Below are 15,446 nucleotides of genomic sequence, written 5' to 3'. Positions count from 1 at the left end.
TGGGTCGAGTCTCGCGAGTTGTCGCCGGCGCATCGGGAAGCTGTAGAACGCGCATAAGTGCGCCATTCTAGCGTTCCAACGTGCCGCTAAAGCCGTGCCGACTCCCGATCCCGCGGTCCGCCTTGCCAAAAAAGAAACGACCGTACTATTATTTGTGTATCCTTGTTCCACTGCGCAAAGTACGGCCCGTGCATGGCATGACGATTCGGCAGAAGCTGTGACGGGTGCCGTGTGATGACGATCTCTTCCCTTGTGAGTGCAGACCCGATGCCTTCCATGCTGCTTTCCCGGCGCGACCTCGCCTTTCAGTTATATGAATGGCTCGATGTCGAAACGCTGACGCAACGCCCGCGCTTCGCGGATCATTCGCGTGAAACGTTCGACGCGACGCTCGATACCAGCGAACGCATGGCCACCGAACTGTTCGCCACGCACAACAAGAAAAACGATCAGCAGGAACCGCACTTCGACGGCGATCACGTTCACATCATTCCCGAGGTCAAGACAGCGCTCGATGCTTTCAGCGCAAGCGGATTGATTGCATCGAGCCGCGATTACGAGGTCGGCGGCATGCAACTGCCGACTGTGATCGGCAAGGCCTGCTTCGGCATGTTCACGGCGGCCAATTGCGGCACCGCGTCCTACCCGTTCCTGACCGTGGCAAACACGACGTTGCTGCTCGCGCACGGCACGCCGGCGCAAATCGACACGTTCGCGAAACCGCAACTGGAAGGACGCTGGTTCGGCACGATGTGCCTGTCGGAACCGCAGGCCGGCTCCTCGCTGTCCGACATCGTGACGCGCGCACAGGCCGATGGCGATTCGCCGTTTGGCCCGCAGTATCGTTTGACCGGCAACAAGATGTGGATCTCCGCCGGCGAACACGAACTGTCCGACAACATCGTGCATCTCGTGCTGGCCAAAATTCCGGGGCCGGACGGCAAGCTGATTCCAGGCGTAAAAGGCATCTCGCTCTTCATCGTGCCGAAGTTTGTCGTCGATGCGGACGGTGCGCGCGGCGAGCATAACGATGTCGTGCTAGCGGGTCTGAATCACAAGATGGGTTATCGCGGCACCACCAACTGTCTGTTGAATTTCGGCGAAGGCACGAAGTATCGGCCGGGCGGCAAGAGCGGCGCAATCGGCTATCTGGTGGGCGAACCGCACAAAGGTTTGTCGGCCATGTTCGTGATGATGAACGAGATGCGGATCGGCGTCGGCATGGGCGCGGCCATGCTCGGTTCGACGGGCTATCTGCATTCGCTCGACTATGCGCGCAATCGTCCGCAGGGACGATCGATCGGCACGGCAGGGAAAGATCCGGCCAGCCCGCAGGTGAAGCTCGTCGAACACGCCGATGTGCGTCGCATGCTGCTCGCACAAAAGGCCTATGTGGAAGGTGCAATCGGATTGAATCTGTATTGCGCGCGGCTGGTCGACGAAGAGCTGAGCGCCGCCGACGACAGTGCGTTAAAGCAAGCATCGCTGCTGCTTGAAATCCTCACGCCAATCGCCAAGAGCTGGCCGTCGAAGTGGTGCCTGCACGCAAACGATCTCGCGATCCAGATCCACGGCGGTTATGGCTATACGCGCGAATACAACGTCGAGCAGTTCTACCGCGATAACCGCTTGAATCCGATTCACGAAGGCACTGACGGCATCCACGGTATGGATCTGCTCGGCCGCAAGGTCGTGATGCAGGACGGCGCGGCGTTCAAGCTACTCGGTCAGCGTATCGGCACGGCGATCAGGCGAGCGATTGAAAGCGGTCACCCCGAACAGGAAGCGCAGGCGCAGGCACTCGACGCGGCCATGAAGCGACTCGCCACCGTCACGCAGGCGCTATGGCAAACCGGCGACCCACAGTTGACGCTCGCCAATGCGACGATCTACCTCGAAGCGTTCGGCCACATTGTGCTGTCGTGGATCTGGCTCGAGCAGGCAATCGTCGCGGCAGCAGCACTCGCGAAAACCGAGAAAGCCGAAGGTGACGAAGCGAGTTTCTATCAAGGCAAGCTCGCGGCTGCACGCTATTTCTTCCATTGGGAATTGCCGAAGACCGGCCCGCAGTTCGATCTGCTGGCCTCGCTCGATCGAACGACACTCGACATGCAGGACGCGTGGTTCTAAGGCCGCGTTTCTAAAACCGTGATTCTCAAGCGACCCCATTCGCACTTCAACCTCGATACCGACATGGCAGGAGACAAGATGAGCACTATCGAACGACTATTCGACCTGAAGGGCAAGACCGCCTTGATCACAGGCGGCTCGCGCGGCCTCGGCTTGCAGATTGCCGAAGCACTTGGTGAGCAAGGCGCGAAGATCGTGTTGTCCGCACGCAAGGCCGATGAGTTGCAGGCCGCGCAAGCACATCTGCAATCGCTTGGCATCGAGGCAAGCTGGATAGCCGCCGATGGCGCGAAGGACGCAGACGTCGCCCGCCTCGCCGATGAGGCGCTGAAAACACTCGGCCACGTCGATATTCTCGTCAACAATGCCGGCGCAACATGGGGCGCCCCCGCGGAAGACTATCCGGTCGAAGCGTGGGACAAGGTGATGAACCTGAACATCCGCGGTCTGTTCCTGCTGACGCAACAAATCGGTAAGCGCAGCATGATTCCGCGCGGCTACGGCAAGATCGTGAACGTTGCATCGATAGCGGGTCTGAAAGGCAACGCGCCGGGTACGCTCGACACGATCGCCTACAACACATCCAAAGGCGCCGTCGTGAACTTCACTCGCGCACTGGCCGCGGAATGGGGCGAGCACGGTATCACTGTGAATGCGCTCGCGCCGGGTTTCTTCCCGTCGAAGATGACGCGTGGTTCGCTAGAGGCACTGGGTGTCGACAGACTGTCCGCCGGCGCGCCGTTGCGGCGTATCGGCGATGACGAAGATCTGAAGGGCGCCGCGCTGCTATTCTCGACCGATGCGAGCAAGCACATCACCGGGCAGATCCTGGCGGTGGATGGTGGGGTCAGCGCGATATAAGCGTGCGCGGTTTCTACACAACCCTGGTCCTAAAGGACGTTCGCTACTACTTTTGAAGCGAACGTCCTTCGCGATTCTCACAATTTCCGCAACGCCGCGATCAATCAGGCCGCAGCAGGACCAAGATGCTCATGAATAATGAGCCATCGCTCTCCTTTACGAACCACCACCGTCGTACCTCGCCCTCCTCCCGAGCCACGCTTACCTGCGATCAAACCAGACCACTCAAAGTCATAGACGCAGATCGCACTGCTGTCACCGACGTAGGTCCACACGACATTCTTGATCGCATAGGTTTCCTCCTTGATCTGGTCGAAATTCGCCGTAACGGCCGACCCGATTGCAGCCTTTCCGAAGTAGGTCCCATCGCTGAAAACGAAGCACGCGTCTTCATGGACCAGCGGCGCGACAACCTCCCAACTGTGACTCGCCAATGCGGTCTCGTAAGCCGTGAGCAATGTCTCGTGGTTCATCGTTTCCTCGGCGTTTTGAATGGATCGATTGTTCAGGAACGGCAGTTGCTAGCCTCTGCGACGTGCAACGCCCATTGTAAGGAGTCGGCATCGTGACGACCCGGATTCTCGCCTCATGAAACCCAACCGTGCCCTCGAAGCCCTGAATTTCTTCGTTGCCGACGTGCAGGCCGGCATCGGCCCGTTTCTCGGCGTGTTTCTTCAGGCGCGTGGCTGGGGCACCGATCTGATCGGCACCGTCATGACGATTGGCGGCATTGCCGGTATGGTCGCGACCTCGCCGGCCGGCGCGCTTGTCGATTCGACTCGCCATAAGCGCGCGCTGATCGTGGTGGCCGGTGCGATGACGGTAGCAGCATCGGGACTACTGTGGGTGTCGCACGACTACTGGATGGTGGCGGCATCGCAGATAGCAACTGCCGTCACAGGCGCGGCCCTTGGACCCGCGATGGCCGGCATCACGCTCGGTATCGTGCGACAGCGCGGCTTCGACCGGCAGTTTGGACGCAATCAGGTCGCCAATCATGCGGGCAACGTCGTGGCAGCCGCGCTGTCCGGCTGGCTCGGTTGGCGTTACGGTTTCGGCGCTGTCTTTGCCCTCAGCGCGGTGTTCGGGATCTTGTCGTTGATCGCAGTTGCCATGATTCGCGCAGACGCAATCGATCACGACGTCGCACGTGGACTCGAAACGGACACTTCGACTGGAGACGCTAGCGAAGCAAAGGTAAGCGGCCTGCGCATCCTGCTTGAATGCCGACCGCTAGTCGTGCTTGCCGCAGCGCTTGCACTCTTTCACCTCGGCAATGCGGCGATGCTGCCGCTCTATGGGCTTGCGATCGTCGCTGCTCACCAAGGCGACCCCAGCGCATTCACCGCCGAAACCATTGTGATCGCACAACTGGTGATGGTCGGCGCCGCCGCATTCGCTTACCGTCTGATCCGCTGGCGCGGTTACTGGTGGGTGATCCTTGTCACGTTTCTCGCGCTGCCGGTACGCGGGATGATTGCCGCATCGGTACTTCATCAGTGGGGCGTATGGCCGGTGCAGGCACTCGATGGCATTGGCGCGGGCCTGCAAAGCGTTGCCGTCCCCGCGCTTGTGGTCCGATTGCTGGAGGGGACCGGACGCGTCAACGCCGGGCAAGGTGTCGTGATGACTGTGCAAGGCGCGGGCGCGGCTTTGAGCCCGGCGTTGGGCGGCATATTGGCGCATCGCTTCGGCTTCTCCGCAGCGTTCATCGCGCTGGGTGCGGTTTCGATGGGATCGCTGGCGCTCTGGCTTTGCTTTGGAGCGGGACTTAGACACGCATGTCGTGCATGCATCGAGACCGATGCCGGCACCGACGCCGAGGACGCGCGCCCCGCAGTGTCGTCATAGTCCGTCCTGCGTTTCCGCGAAAGCGTCCGTTCGCTTTACACGGCATCAGCGAAAACCGTATTCAGCGTTGCGCCGATCGAAGGTCGACTCGCTCCAGTGACGAGGCACGACGTCTTCGAAATGAATCATCTCGAGTAGCTCGCCATGTGCGTCCCATGCTGCTTCGCCGATGGGCCAGGGGTGTTGCAGATCGAAGAGCAGTCGCACGCGCTGTGCATAGTGCGCGGGTGGCCCGGACGCAGCAATCCACGTCCAGGCAAGCATCCGCGCACCCTGCACATTCACGAGTTCGATGCGAACCGGCTTTTCAGTAAGACCTTCTGCACGAAAACTGCGCGCATCGTGCTCGATGGTGCGCGCGACGAACTGCAAGCCGATATCGCGCACGCTATGGCGCGACTGGGCAAGCGCGAACGGCCCATCGATAGCGACCTTGCCCGACACGATACGCAGCGGACCGCCCACGTGCCCGTAGACGCTATCCGGATCCGTCGTTTCGTCGTACAGAATCTCCTGTCCCGCATGAGCACCGTCAGGCAGCCACTTCACGTAAACTTTTCGCGGATTGTCCTGGTAGCGGACGATCATGTGATCGGGCCGCGCGGACCATCTGCCGAATACCCGCTCCCGTCGGAACATGGTGTATTCGTAGGCGTTGTCGAGAATCATGTCGAATCTCGCGTACTCGACGAACGCCTCGGGTTTCATGGCATCCATCAGGGCGAGAATCTGGTTGTCTGGCAATGACAGAAGCGAGCGATCTTCGATCCTCGTTCGCCACGATGCCGCCTGTTCGCCTGCGGTGAGGCAGCGGAACCGATCGACGTCGGCGCTCGCGGAATCCGCGGCGACGACATGCGTGCATTCCGCCGATGTGCTGGATAAAGCCGGCGAAATCGGGTCGATCTCTTGAGCGAAAGTGCCCGTTGAAACGATCAGGCACAGCCCCGCGAGCGCGCACAGCAGCGTCCGTGCGACTAGCGAGTTGCGAGAAGTGCTCATAGAGAAGGCCAAACTAGCGCCGCCCCATTCCACCGAAGCTGTGCGCGCCACCACCACCGAACCCACGCACCCCACCGCCACCGAATCCACCGCGATGAAAGCCCGCTGAAACGGGTACGCGGAAACGGCCGCGATCCATCAGATGGTAATGATCGAAGTGGTGAAAGTGATGAAAGCGATCGACAAAGATCAGGTTCACACCAGCACCGATGAACACCGGCGGCCCCCACCACCACGGGTCGAGATAGGGATAATCCGCGACCGGATACCACAGCACGCTACCATCCTGGCCTTGTACGATCTGCCAGCTTCCATCACCTTGCAGGCACGCACGTCCGACGATCTGCTGCATCGTGCCGTCGATTTCCGCCTGCCCCACCACCGCGCGACAATTCGTGCTGTCGGCCGGTGCGGGTAGATCATCGGATGTCTGCGCGAGTGCAGGCACCGCGAGACCAAGACAGGCGAGCAAGGTCCCAAAACGAAGCAATCGATTCATCATGTATGGCCTCGTAAATTCCCGACGTTTCGACGTCGCGCCATCGGCGTCACCCGGCACATCGGTGTGCCCAGGCCAATTCATGCCCCGATGCCACAGCGCTTGAAACCCGCCGCGCGAAACGTGAATGCCTGATCATTAAACGTTGCAGCACACCGACTTATTCCAGCATCGTCCGACGAAACACGACCGTCCCGCGCGAAACGACCGGCGAATACCGCTCACATACACATGAGAATTTCTGACTTAGCGATCGTGCCGATAGCGGGTTACTGTGACGACGCCCGGCATATGGCCACGCATGGATCGTCGTAGCGAAGCGTCCCGGGCACGAAAACACGGACCGAGGCAGACATGGCAATTCTGATGGGATTGATTTCGGCTCTATGCTGGGGCGCAACGGACTTCCTGGCGGGACATACCACTCGCCAGATTGGTGTGGCCAGGTCGCTGTTCTATAGCCAGTCGTTTGGATTTCTCGTTTTGACTGTGTGGATTGTGTCTCATCCAGCGCTTTTTCATGTCGACACGAACGGCTTTGGGCTCGCTATGGCCGTCCTGGCAGCAGTCTGTAATCTGGTTGCAATGGCTTCTTTGCTCAAGGCGCTGTCGATCGGCAAGGCCTCCGTCGTTGCGCCGATCGTCTCGCTGTATGGCGCGGTAACGACCGTCCTCTCGGTGATCGCTGGAGAGCCGATTACCACTATGGCCGTGGCCAGTCTCGTGCTGTGTATTTTCGGCGCGAGCCTTGCCAGTATTTCGAAGTCGTCGGACGGTAAGCCGGAAGCTCCCGCTTCTATCGGCCTTGGCTTGCTCTCCGCGCTAATGTTTGGACTCGGTTTCTGGCTTCAGGGAGCGTTCGCTGTCAAGGACCTGGGGATAGTCGATACGTTGTGGGTGTATTACCTCGTTGCCGTGGTTGTCCTGTTGGCCATATTGATCAGGAGCCGCAATCTGTCCCCGCCGCGAGGTTCGATTTTCGCCCTGATTCTTACCATCAGCTTGCTTAGCCTGTGCGGATTTTCCGCACTCGCATACGGTTCGGGCACGGGTCACGTGGCGATCGTCACGGTGCTCAGTTCATTGGCGAGTGCTGTTACGGCCGTGCTTGGATTCGCTATCCGCGGTGAGCGCCCGAGTGTGCCGCAATGGATAGGCATCTCGATCATCACGTTCGGTGTCGTGTCGCTCAAACTGACTTCAGGTATTGCGACGGGCTAACTAACATATCGACCGAGCGGACTGGTACGATCATCGCTTAACCCGACCCCGAAGCGTCGCTTCACCCATGACACTTTTCGACCCCACACGACATGAGCCGCTGATCGAAACCGACTGGGACGAACACGTCGCCCGGGCAACGATCCAGTACATCGCTGCCGGTACGCACGCCAGCTTTAACCCAGACACGTACTGGCCCACGCACTCGCTCGATGGAGGTCCGTCGGACACGCTCACGTATCTTTATCACGGCGCGTGCGGAACGTTCTGGGCGCTCGCCTTTCTTGAATCAACCGGCGCGACAGCGCCCGGTGTGGATTACGCTCCGCACTATTCGATGCTGCTGGAGCGAAACCGGATCGCGCTGCAAGACGAATCGGCCCAGTCGCTTGCCTCATACATGATGGGCGACGTACCGATCCTGCTGCTCGAATACGAACGCACACCAACCGAACAACTCGCCGACAATCTGGCGGATCTTATTCTGTCGAATCTCGACAATCCGACTCGCGAACTCATGTGGGGCTCGCCTGGAACGCTTCTGGCATCGAAGTTTCTCTACGAGCGAACATCGGATGAGCGCTGGGCCGATCTGTTTCGGCTGACCGCGGACAAGCTGTGGTCCGAGTTGCTCTGGTCGCCGGAACATGCGTGCTTCTACTGGACGCAGGATCTGTATGGCAAGCAATCGACTTACCTCGATAGCGTCCACGGTTTCGTTGCCACGGCTGTACCGCTGATCGCCGGTCGGCATTTGCTGAGCGACGAACGCTGGAACGAGTGGTGTGAACGCATCACGACCACCATCTCGCGCACCGCAGTCGTCGACGACGGAAAGGCGAACTGGCACGCTCAGCTCATCCGCGAAAACGCAAATGCCGCGCCACACCTGATGCAGTTCTGTCACGGCGCACCGGGGTTCGTCATATGTCTTGCCAATATGCCAGGCGACGAACTGGACACGTTACTGCTGGCCGCGGGCGAAGCAACCTGGGCAGCAGGCCCATTGAAGAAAGGCTCGAACCTGTGTCACGGCACGGGCGGCAACGGCTTCGCCTTTCTGTCGCTCTATCGGCGGACTGGCGATAGCAAATGGCTGCGTCGCGCACGCGCATTCGCCATGCACGGCATCGCGCAAACGATGGCAGCGGAACGTCAATACGGCCAGCTACGCTATTCGTTGTGGACCGGAGACCCTGGGTTCGCGATCTATCTGTGGAACTGCATACACGGGACGGCTTCGTTTCCGACGCTTGATTTCTTTTTTGCGGATATCAAGTAAAGCGCTCGGCGCCGCCCGTTTTTACTCACTTGCCACCGGTAACGTCGAGAAACGTGCCGGTGATAAAAGAAGCCTCATCGCTTGCCAGCCACAAGATCGCTCGCGCAACCTCTTCAGGTTGACCACCTCTTCCCATTGGGATTGAGTCTCGCACGCGATCCACCCGTCCCGGCTCTCCACCGCTAGCATGCATGTCGGTGTAGATATGCCTTGGGCGAATGCAGTTGACGCGTATTCCATCCCGCGCGACTTCCTTGGCGAAGCCCATCGTAAATGTCTCAAGGGCACCCTTCGACGCAGCGTAGTCGACATACTCGTTTGGACTACCGAGCCGGGCCGATGCCGACGAGATGTTGATCACAACGCCGCCTCGACCATTGTGACGAAACGACATCCGCTTCACTGCCTGTTGCGCACAGAGGATAGGACCTATCGAGTTGACCGCGAAGATACGTTGCATCCGTTCGAAGCTGAGATCCTCCAGCTTCGATTGCTGTGCAATGATTGCAGCGTTGTTCACCAGCACATCGATACGGCCAAACTTCTGGTCGATCGCCGCGAATAGCTGAACGACCTGCTCAGGATCGGCGCTGTCTGCGCGCATGGCTAAAGCCCGGCGCCCGACAGCTTCCACATCGGCCACGACTGCAAGGGCGGACGACTCGTCGGAGACGAAGCTTATCGCTACGTCGTAACCTTGTGCGGCAGCAAGCCGCGCAGTGGCCGCGCCTACGCCGCGGGCTCCACCCGTTATCAGAATCAACGGTGCCTGCGAAACAGCATTCATTTAGCGAATCTCCACGTGATGATTCAGACTGACGAAGCAACTGACCGGGATCAATATGCGCTGAATCTTTCGGTACGTGCCATCCATGCCAGTCCGACAACTGCTATACACCCAAAGAGCGCGGGCAGCAAAAAGACGTTAGGCAAGCCCAGCAACGCGACGCCGAAACCGCCCGCAATACCTCCTAACGCCGAGGCAAGCGCCGTCGAGCTCATGAAGATTGCGGACGCCGTCGCTACCGCGTTGGGAAGCAGGCGTTGAGCAACGAGGATACCCAAGACCATAAAGATGCCCCAGACACCGCCCATCAGAATCTGTCCAGCGAACATCCCAGCCGCGGACGACCACAACGCAAAGCAAAGATTGGCCAGTATCCCCATTGCGGCAGCGATACACATCAGCCACACGTTACCAAACCTGCGGCCGAGCCCGATGCTGAAGGGCATGATGAGCAGCTCGATGAACGGCTGTATCCCGATGACCGCACCGCGTACAGCCGGACTTAGCTTGAGCTGCTCTTCCATGTAGATCAGCAAGAATCCGAACTTCACCGGCTCGCCTGCGTAGACCAGAACGAAGAGCCCCGTAAACGTTAGCAATGGAAGCATGGCGCGCAGGCTGGCGTGACGCGCGGGTTCACCCGTCGATTCCAGCTTGGGGCTCGCGACTGGATTCAGTGTTCCGAGTGGCACGATCTGTAGCAGCATGCAGATGGCGGTCAGCCACAGCATGGGGCGCAAGCCATAGACAGCCGCTACCCAAGCGCCCAGGACAGGTCCGACGATCCATCCGCCGGTAAGCGCCATCCGGATGATGGCGACGACACTTTCATTCGCATCGCCGGGTTTGTCGCTGAGTTCGTCGTGGACAGCCGCAAAGATCTGCGAGGCGGTCGCACCGGCAACAGCCAGCAAAACGACCGCGATGACGAACGCCATCCAGACCGAAGTAGAGAGAGCCAGGCCCGCCCAGCCCAGGAAACCCGCCACGGCGCACATGCGAAAAAGACCGAGGCGATTGCCTGTGCGATCGGAGTAGCGGCCGATGCAATACCCCGCAACTGGCGCTGCAAGGCTCGTCAGGTAGTAGAGTCCCGCCAGCGGTAGCGAGGCGCCGAGTTCCTTCACCAGGAACAGAACGATCTGTGGTGCGGCCGCTGACGTACCAAGGCCCGACAGAAACATGGCAATCGTTGCGCCGAGAAAGAACCTTGAAGCTGCGACTTGACGCAATGCAGAACTACGACCGGTACGGTCAGGCATCGTGAGATAAACCCCTTGGCTATGTTCCTGAACTTGTGCGCGAGCGACACCCGATCCGGCGTGCACGCTGGAGATTATCGCAACGGGTTCTGGATTGCTATGGGCGGGGCGACGTGGTTGTTCCGTCCTGGCTGGAACAAGGGGGCGAGTCTTGAAACGGGACGAAAGCGGACTGCAGGAGTCCGCCGACCTAGTCGTGTCGAACGGCCATCAGATCCTTCCCGGTCAACGCAAGGACCGCTGAGGCCTCGGCAAGCGCGTCCTGCTCTTCGACGCTCAGTGCCGACTTTTCGGACCACGTGGCAACGAGGCGAGCTAGAACTTCTCGCGTTCGCAATTGAAGCTGGCGTGACGAATCCGCCTCTTCGGCAAGATTGCGAAAGCTGCGCCGCGCGTTGCTGCGCCCGTGTTCCGTCCCGTGCTCGATGGCGGAAAGCAGAATCGGAACGAGCGTCCTCCATCGAGGCGCGAGATCGATCATGTCGTGGTCAGCTGCCCAAACCGGGTTTCGTGACGTGTGCCGATCGGAAGATCCCTTGACGTTTCTGTTCATTTCAATTGCTCCTTCAACTACTGGCTGCGAGGTGCCAGCGCCGCAGGCAAACACCATTTCCACTACAACTCAAAGACCTTTCCGTTCGGGCTGACCTTCATGCCATGGGCGAGTCGCGTCCACGGGATGTCGGCAGGATCGGCGATCATCGAGCCAGGAGACTTGGCAATCAATACCGCTTCAGCCATGCGCTCAAAATCCGCCCTGAAGTGCACCGAGCTTTTGTTGACGACGATTTTTGCCGTCTCCGGATCGATACCCGCAACCTTGTAGAACGCTCGATCCAGCATCTGCACTTTCGCGGAGGCCACGACAATCCGCACTCCGCCGATACTCAGACATGCCGTCGGTCCGAGTTCAATCGTTGCGCCCGCCAGCATTTCCCCATGGCAGATGCAACGGCCGTCCGAAAGATGCTCGACTCGAAACGTTCCCTCAAAGCCGTCACCTGACTGTGCGCCCAGCTGAAGGGAAATTGCAGCACCAACGCCGGCCGTGTGTGCAGCGCTGGCTGCAGCGGGATCGTAAAAAATACCCAGCACGGCATCTTCGGCGCGCTGCCCGACCAACGCCTTGAGAATTCCCGTGGTGTTAGAGTCGCCGCCCGCGCCAGGATTGTCTTGCGTATCGGCAATGACGACCGGCTTGTCAGCACCCCGAGCGATCCTGATCGCTTCGGCGACAGCTTCGTCGGCGGACAGAAACTGAACGCGCCAATTGGATTCCTGCGCTACGACACACTCATACAACTCGTCGACGGCTCTATTGACCGCATCGAGATCGTGCCCATAACCCCAGATAACCGGGCCACATTCTGGAAAATCTGCAGCGGGAAATCCGGGCGTAAACGACAGCGATGCAACATCTCCCACTTCAAGCTCGGCGAGTCGTTCATACACGGCTTTCGCGGGCTCGAACATTGTGCTCATTGCATTGATCGGGATCAGGAACGGCACGCGTCGTACCGCACGATGTAACGGCTTGCCGCCCAACATGACCTCCAGCAACCGCGCCGCGCGCTTGCCCGTTTCAGCCATGTCGACATGTGGATACGTGCGGTATGCAACCAGTCCGTTCGCATGATCCAGCATCCGGCCGGTCATGTTTGCATGCAGGTCGAGCGAAGCCACGAACGGAATGTTGCCTCCTATCGCCGTTCTTAAGCGCGACAGCAGCTCGCCCTCACCGTCATCGACATGCTCGGCCACCATGGCGCCGTGAAGATCGAGGTAAATGGCATCGGGCGCATGTTGCCGGGCCGCATCCACAATTTCGTTCGTGAGACGTTCAAACGTTTCGCGTTCGACAGGCGCAGAGGGAATCGCATTGGCCCAAACGGACGGAACAAAGGTGTGCCCGTTCGCTTCCGCTTCCTTCATAAAACCTGCAACAGGCAGGTTCAACGATTTGAACGTCAGGATTTCCGCACCGCGCGACAATGGCGGCCCACTCCCACCATGAACAAAGTCTTCGTAAGATGCCCTGGTGGACGCAAACGTATTGGATTCATGCCGGAACCCAGCGAGCATAATCCGCATCACACCTCCCCGCGCTTCGTGGCAGGGCGTGTCATTGCCATGGATATGGCGCCGACAACCAACAGACCGACCATCACGGCCAGGCCGCCGCGGATATCGCCTGTCGCGGCTTTCGCCCAACCTATGATGGTCGGACTAACGAATCCACCGAGCAAACCGATCGAATTGACCAGCGCGATCCCAATCGCCGCATCCGGTCCCTTTAGATACTCAGATGGCATGGCCCAGAACACGCCGTATGCTGAATAGACGAGCGCTGTCGCCAACGTGATCGACACCAGTGCGATCGTGAATCGATGCATGGCGTATGTCCCCACCGCCAAAGCGAGTGCACCGGCCAGTAACGGTATCGTGCTATGCAAGCGCCGCTCGCCTAGCCGGTCAGACCTTCTGGCTAGCACCATCATCACCGGAATGGCAACCAGATAAGGAATCGCCGAATAAAAACCGATGCGGACCGTACTGTCTTCGCCTGCAATCTTCAGCAACGTGGGCAGCCAGAATGCGACTGTATAAAGTCCACTGATCATGCAGAAGTACGGCAACGCCAACGCGTAGATTTTCGGATTTCGCAATACCCTGGACACCTCGGCGAGCGAAGCCGCCCGCGGCGTGCTGGGTTCCCCCCGCGCAACATCGAGTTGCCGCCGCTCGTCGTCGGATAACCAGCGAGCATGCACTGGATAGTCGTCGAGATAGAAAAATGCCACCACGCCCAGAATGACAGCCGGGGCACCTTCAATCAAAAACATCCATTGCCATCCAGCCATTCCGTAAGCGCCGTCTAACGTCGTCATCGCCCATCCGGAAAGCGGCCCACCCAACATGGCGGCGATGGGCGTCGCGCTGAGCACGATGGACAATGCCCGCGCCATTTGCGTTCGTGGATACCAGCAGGTCAGATAGAAGATCATGCCCGGCGCAAATCCAGCTTCGAACACACCGAGCAGAAATCGCAACGCATAAAAAGACTGCTCGTTTCGCACGAAAAGCATCGCCACCGACGTCAGTCCCCACAGGACCATGATTCGGCTCAGCGTTTTACGGGCCCCGATTCGGGTCAGCAGAAAATTGCTGGGCATTTCGAACAGCACATAGCCCAGGAAAAAAATGCCTGCTCCCAAACCGTAAGCGGCATCACCGAGGCCGATCGCGCCCGCCATTTGCAATTTTGCAAACCCGATGTTGGTTCGATCGAGGCTCGCAAACGCGTAGCACAAAGCCAGAAACGGCAGAATTCGCCTGTCGATGCGGCTAAACAACTGCGCCTGCTCGCCGCCCGATGCTGCCACCATTGTCTTGAACACTAAATTCTCCCGAATCAAGGAATCTGCCCCACCACGCTGTGCGATCCACTGCGTGGAACCAGCCGCGCTCGCTGATGAACGGACACCCCTCTTCCGGAAACAGTCGGTCATCAATATAGTCGGGGGGCGTGCGCCGCGTGCTAGCTATTTTCGTTGCGTGCCAAACCGAAAAAGGCAACGCACCGTAATTAATCTGCAACTTATATGCTAGATGAATCTCATGAGAATGAATGATCGACGCCGGTCCTACTTTATCGAGGTCATGAAACACTCCTCGATACGTGAAGCCGCGTATCACCTGAACACGGCAGCATCTGTGATTACCCGGCAACTCGATCGCCTGGAAGAAGAGATTGGTGCCGCACTGTTCCACCGGCGTTCCTACGGCATTATTCCAACTGAGGCGGCCCATCGGTTACTCGACTACTACCGGACCTGTCAGATCGCTGCCGAACGTTTCCAGGAAGACCTGCAGGGCGAGTTACACGGCACGGTCCACGTAGCCATGACGGAAGGCTATGTCACGCCGCTAGCCGCAAAGGTGATTCCGGCATTCTCGGCAGCGCATCCCGGTGTCGATCTGCAACTGTTCGTGCTCACAGCCAACAGCGTCATTAGCGAAATACAGGGTGAACGCGCGCATATTGGATTGTCGTACAACCCGCCCGATCTGCCCGATCTGCAGATTTGCGCCAGCGCTTCCCGACCAGTCATGCTATGCGTTTCACCGCATCATCCGCTTGCATCGTTGACCTCGCCGATTTCATTGCGCGACGTTCTGCCTCATCGCTTCGCGATCATGCCGGAACCCTACGGGCTCGGACAACTTATACAAGCCGTCGCGTTGAGTGAAGGTGTTCGTCTCGCGCCCTTTCTCACAACGAATTCTGTTGCTATCACGAAGGCGTTTGCTTTATCCGGAACAGGTTGCGCGTTCCTTCCTCGCACGGCAATCACGGAGGAAGCCAACTCCGGCAAGCTGGTTGCTCTGCCGTTGGCCAACCCGCTATTCGAACAGGCGCAAATGAAAATCCTGATCAAGGAGAACCGCCCATTGCCGCGAGCGGCGCAAGCTTTTCTGGAGTTCATCAAGGAGCGCGCAGGAATATTTGCTGACGCGAGTCGCACAGCTGCATAGTCTTGCGGGACGAGG

14 protein-coding genes are annotated in these 15,446 nt (G+C 59.1%); 6 read left to right on the top strand and 8 right to left on the bottom strand.

Translation table 11 applies throughout. The features are described 5' to 3' along the window. The first annotated feature begins 267 nt into the window (after positions 1-267). Positions 268-2,130 (top strand): acyl-CoA dehydrogenase, encoded by a 1,863-nt coding sequence (locus M0D65_RS18570; RefSeq protein ID WP_266254166.1) that lies wholly within the window; start codon positions 268-270, stop codon positions 2,128-2,130. 78 nt (positions 2,131-2,208) lie between these two features. Continuing rightward, positions 2,209-2,991, top strand: coding sequence for an SDR family oxidoreductase (locus M0D65_RS18565; RefSeq protein ID WP_266253982.1), 783 nt, complete (start codon positions 2,209-2,211; stop codon positions 2,989-2,991). Between the two features lie 104 nt (positions 2,992-3,095). Here the strand turns inward: M0D65_RS18565 and M0D65_RS18560 are convergent, their stop codons facing one another. Next, a complete protein-coding gene (locus M0D65_RS18560; RefSeq protein ID WP_266253981.1) occupies positions 3,096-3,464 on the bottom strand; it encodes a nuclear transport factor 2 family protein in 369 nt (122 codons plus the stop codon). Between the two features lie 115 nt (positions 3,465-3,579). Between M0D65_RS18560 and M0D65_RS18555 the strand changes: the two genes are divergently transcribed. Beyond that, complete coding sequence (locus M0D65_RS18555; RefSeq protein ID WP_266253980.1) at positions 3,580-4,842, top strand: MFS transporter; 1,263 nt, start codon at positions 3,580-3,582, stop codon at positions 4,840-4,842. Positions 4,843-4,887: 45 nt separating this feature from the next. Here the strand turns inward: M0D65_RS18555 and M0D65_RS18550 are convergent, their stop codons facing one another. Both M0D65_RS18550 and M0D65_RS18545 read right to left on the bottom strand, forming a co-directional pair. Beyond that, positions 4,888-5,844, bottom strand: coding sequence for a DUF1571 domain-containing protein (locus tag M0D65_RS18550; protein WP_266253979.1), 957 nt, complete (start codon positions 5,842-5,844; stop codon positions 4,888-4,890). Between the two features lie 13 nt (positions 5,845-5,857). Then, positions 5,858-6,343 carry a hypothetical protein gene (locus M0D65_RS18545; protein ID WP_266254165.1) on the bottom strand — a complete coding sequence of 162 codons (486 nt, stop codon included), beginning with the start codon at positions 6,341-6,343 and terminating at the stop codon, positions 5,858-5,860. A 354-nt stretch (positions 6,344-6,697) separates the two neighbouring features. Between M0D65_RS18545 and M0D65_RS18540 the strand changes: the two genes are divergently transcribed. Together M0D65_RS18540 and M0D65_RS18535 are read left to right on the top strand one after the other, a co-directional pair. Further along, positions 6,698-7,564, top strand: a complete 867-nt coding sequence (locus M0D65_RS18540; RefSeq protein WP_091011718.1) for a DMT family transporter — start codon at positions 6,698-6,700, stop codon at positions 7,562-7,564. 67 nt (positions 7,565-7,631) lie between these two features. Then, entirely contained in the window at positions 7,632-8,846 is a 1,215-nt protein-coding gene (locus tag M0D65_RS18535) for a LanC-like protein (RefSeq protein WP_266253978.1), read from the top strand. A gap of 25 nt (positions 8,847-8,871) precedes the next feature. On the opposite strand, the gene M0D65_RS18530 is transcribed toward M0D65_RS18535, so the two are convergent. The 5 genes from M0D65_RS18530 to M0D65_RS18510 form a co-directional block, all read right to left on the bottom strand. Then, positions 8,872-9,633 carry an SDR family oxidoreductase gene (locus M0D65_RS18530; protein ID WP_266253977.1) on the bottom strand — a complete coding sequence of 254 codons (762 nt, stop codon included), beginning with the start codon at positions 9,631-9,633 and terminating at the stop codon, positions 8,872-8,874. Between the two features lie 50 nt (positions 9,634-9,683). Continuing rightward, positions 9,684-10,895 carry an MFS transporter gene (locus M0D65_RS18525; RefSeq protein WP_266253976.1) on the bottom strand — a complete coding sequence of 404 codons (1,212 nt, stop codon included), beginning with the start codon at positions 10,893-10,895 and terminating at the stop codon, positions 9,684-9,686. Positions 10,896-11,085: 190 nt separating this feature from the next. Next, on the bottom strand, positions 11,086-11,376 hold the full coding sequence (locus M0D65_RS18520; protein ID WP_266253975.1) for a hypothetical protein: 291 nt from the start codon (positions 11,374-11,376) through the stop codon (positions 11,086-11,088). Between the two features lie 134 nt (positions 11,377-11,510). Further along, on the bottom strand, positions 11,511-12,986 hold the full coding sequence (locus M0D65_RS18515) for a M81 family metallopeptidase (RefSeq protein ID WP_266253974.1): 1,476 nt from the start codon (positions 12,984-12,986) through the stop codon (positions 11,511-11,513). Beyond that, positions 12,986-14,281, bottom strand: coding sequence for an MFS transporter (locus M0D65_RS18510; protein WP_266254164.1), 1,296 nt, complete (start codon positions 14,279-14,281; stop codon positions 12,986-12,988). Before M0D65_RS18510 ends, M0D65_RS18515 begins: the two co-directional genes overlap by 1 nt. Before the next feature lie 238 nt (positions 14,282-14,519). Here M0D65_RS18510 and M0D65_RS18505 point away from each other — a divergent pair, with 238 nt between their 5' ends. Further along, positions 14,520-15,431 (top strand): LysR family transcriptional regulator, encoded by a 912-nt coding sequence (locus M0D65_RS18505; protein WP_266253973.1) that lies wholly within the window; start codon positions 14,520-14,522, stop codon positions 15,429-15,431. Positions 15,432-15,446: the final 15 nt, after the last annotated feature.

This window comes from Paraburkholderia sp. CHISQ3, assembly GCF_030464945.1.
In the GTDB taxonomy this organism is placed as follows: Bacteria; Pseudomonadota; Gammaproteobacteria; order Burkholderiales; family Burkholderiaceae; genus Paraburkholderia; species Paraburkholderia megapolitana.
The sequence above is the reverse complement of the archived record's forward strand: the minus strand, read 5'-3'. Positions and strand labels throughout refer to the sequence as shown.

Excerpts from the sequence above, each read along its gene's own strand:
- M0D65_RS18570 (WP_266254166.1), top strand. The coding sequence starts at position 268 with ATGCCTTCCATGCTGCTTTCCCGGCGCGACCTCGCCTTTCAGTTATAT.
- M0D65_RS18565 (WP_266253982.1), top strand. The coding sequence starts at position 2,209 with ATGAGCACTATCGAACGACTATTCGACCTGAAGGGCAAGACCGCCTTG.
- M0D65_RS18560 (WP_266253981.1), bottom strand. The coding sequence starts at position 3,464 with ATGAACCACGAGACATTGCTCACGGCTTACGAGACCGCATTGGCGAGT.
- M0D65_RS18555 (WP_266253980.1), top strand. The coding sequence starts at position 3,580 with ATGAAACCCAACCGTGCCCTCGAAGCCCTGAATTTCTTCGTTGCCGAC.
- M0D65_RS18550 (WP_266253979.1), bottom strand. The coding sequence starts at position 5,844 with ATGAGCACTTCTCGCAACTCGCTAGTCGCACGGACGCTGCTGTGCGCG.
- M0D65_RS18545 (WP_266254165.1), bottom strand. The coding sequence starts at position 6,343 with ATGAATCGATTGCTTCGTTTTGGGACCTTGCTCGCCTGTCTTGGTCTC.
- M0D65_RS18540 (WP_091011718.1), top strand. The coding sequence starts at position 6,698 with ATGGCAATTCTGATGGGATTGATTTCGGCTCTATGCTGGGGCGCAACG.
- M0D65_RS18535 (WP_266253978.1), top strand. The coding sequence starts at position 7,632 with ATGACACTTTTCGACCCCACACGACATGAGCCGCTGATCGAAACCGAC.
- M0D65_RS18530 (WP_266253977.1), bottom strand. The coding sequence starts at position 9,633 with ATGAATGCTGTTTCGCAGGCACCGTTGATTCTGATAACGGGTGGAGCC.
- M0D65_RS18525 (WP_266253976.1), bottom strand. The coding sequence starts at position 10,895 with ATGCCTGACCGTACCGGTCGTAGTTCTGCATTGCGTCAAGTCGCAGCT.
- M0D65_RS18520 (WP_266253975.1), bottom strand. The coding sequence starts at position 11,376 with ATGATCGATCTCGCGCCTCGATGGAGGACGCTCGTTCCGATTCTGCTT.
- M0D65_RS18515 (WP_266253974.1), bottom strand. The coding sequence starts at position 12,986 with ATGCGGATTATGCTCGCTGGGTTCCGGCATGAATCCAATACGTTTGCG.
- M0D65_RS18510 (WP_266254164.1), bottom strand. The coding sequence starts at position 14,281 with ATGGTGGCAGCATCGGGCGGCGAGCAGGCGCAGTTGTTTAGCCGCATC.
- M0D65_RS18505 (WP_266253973.1), top strand. The coding sequence starts at position 14,520 with ATGAATGATCGACGCCGGTCCTACTTTATCGAGGTCATGAAACACTCC.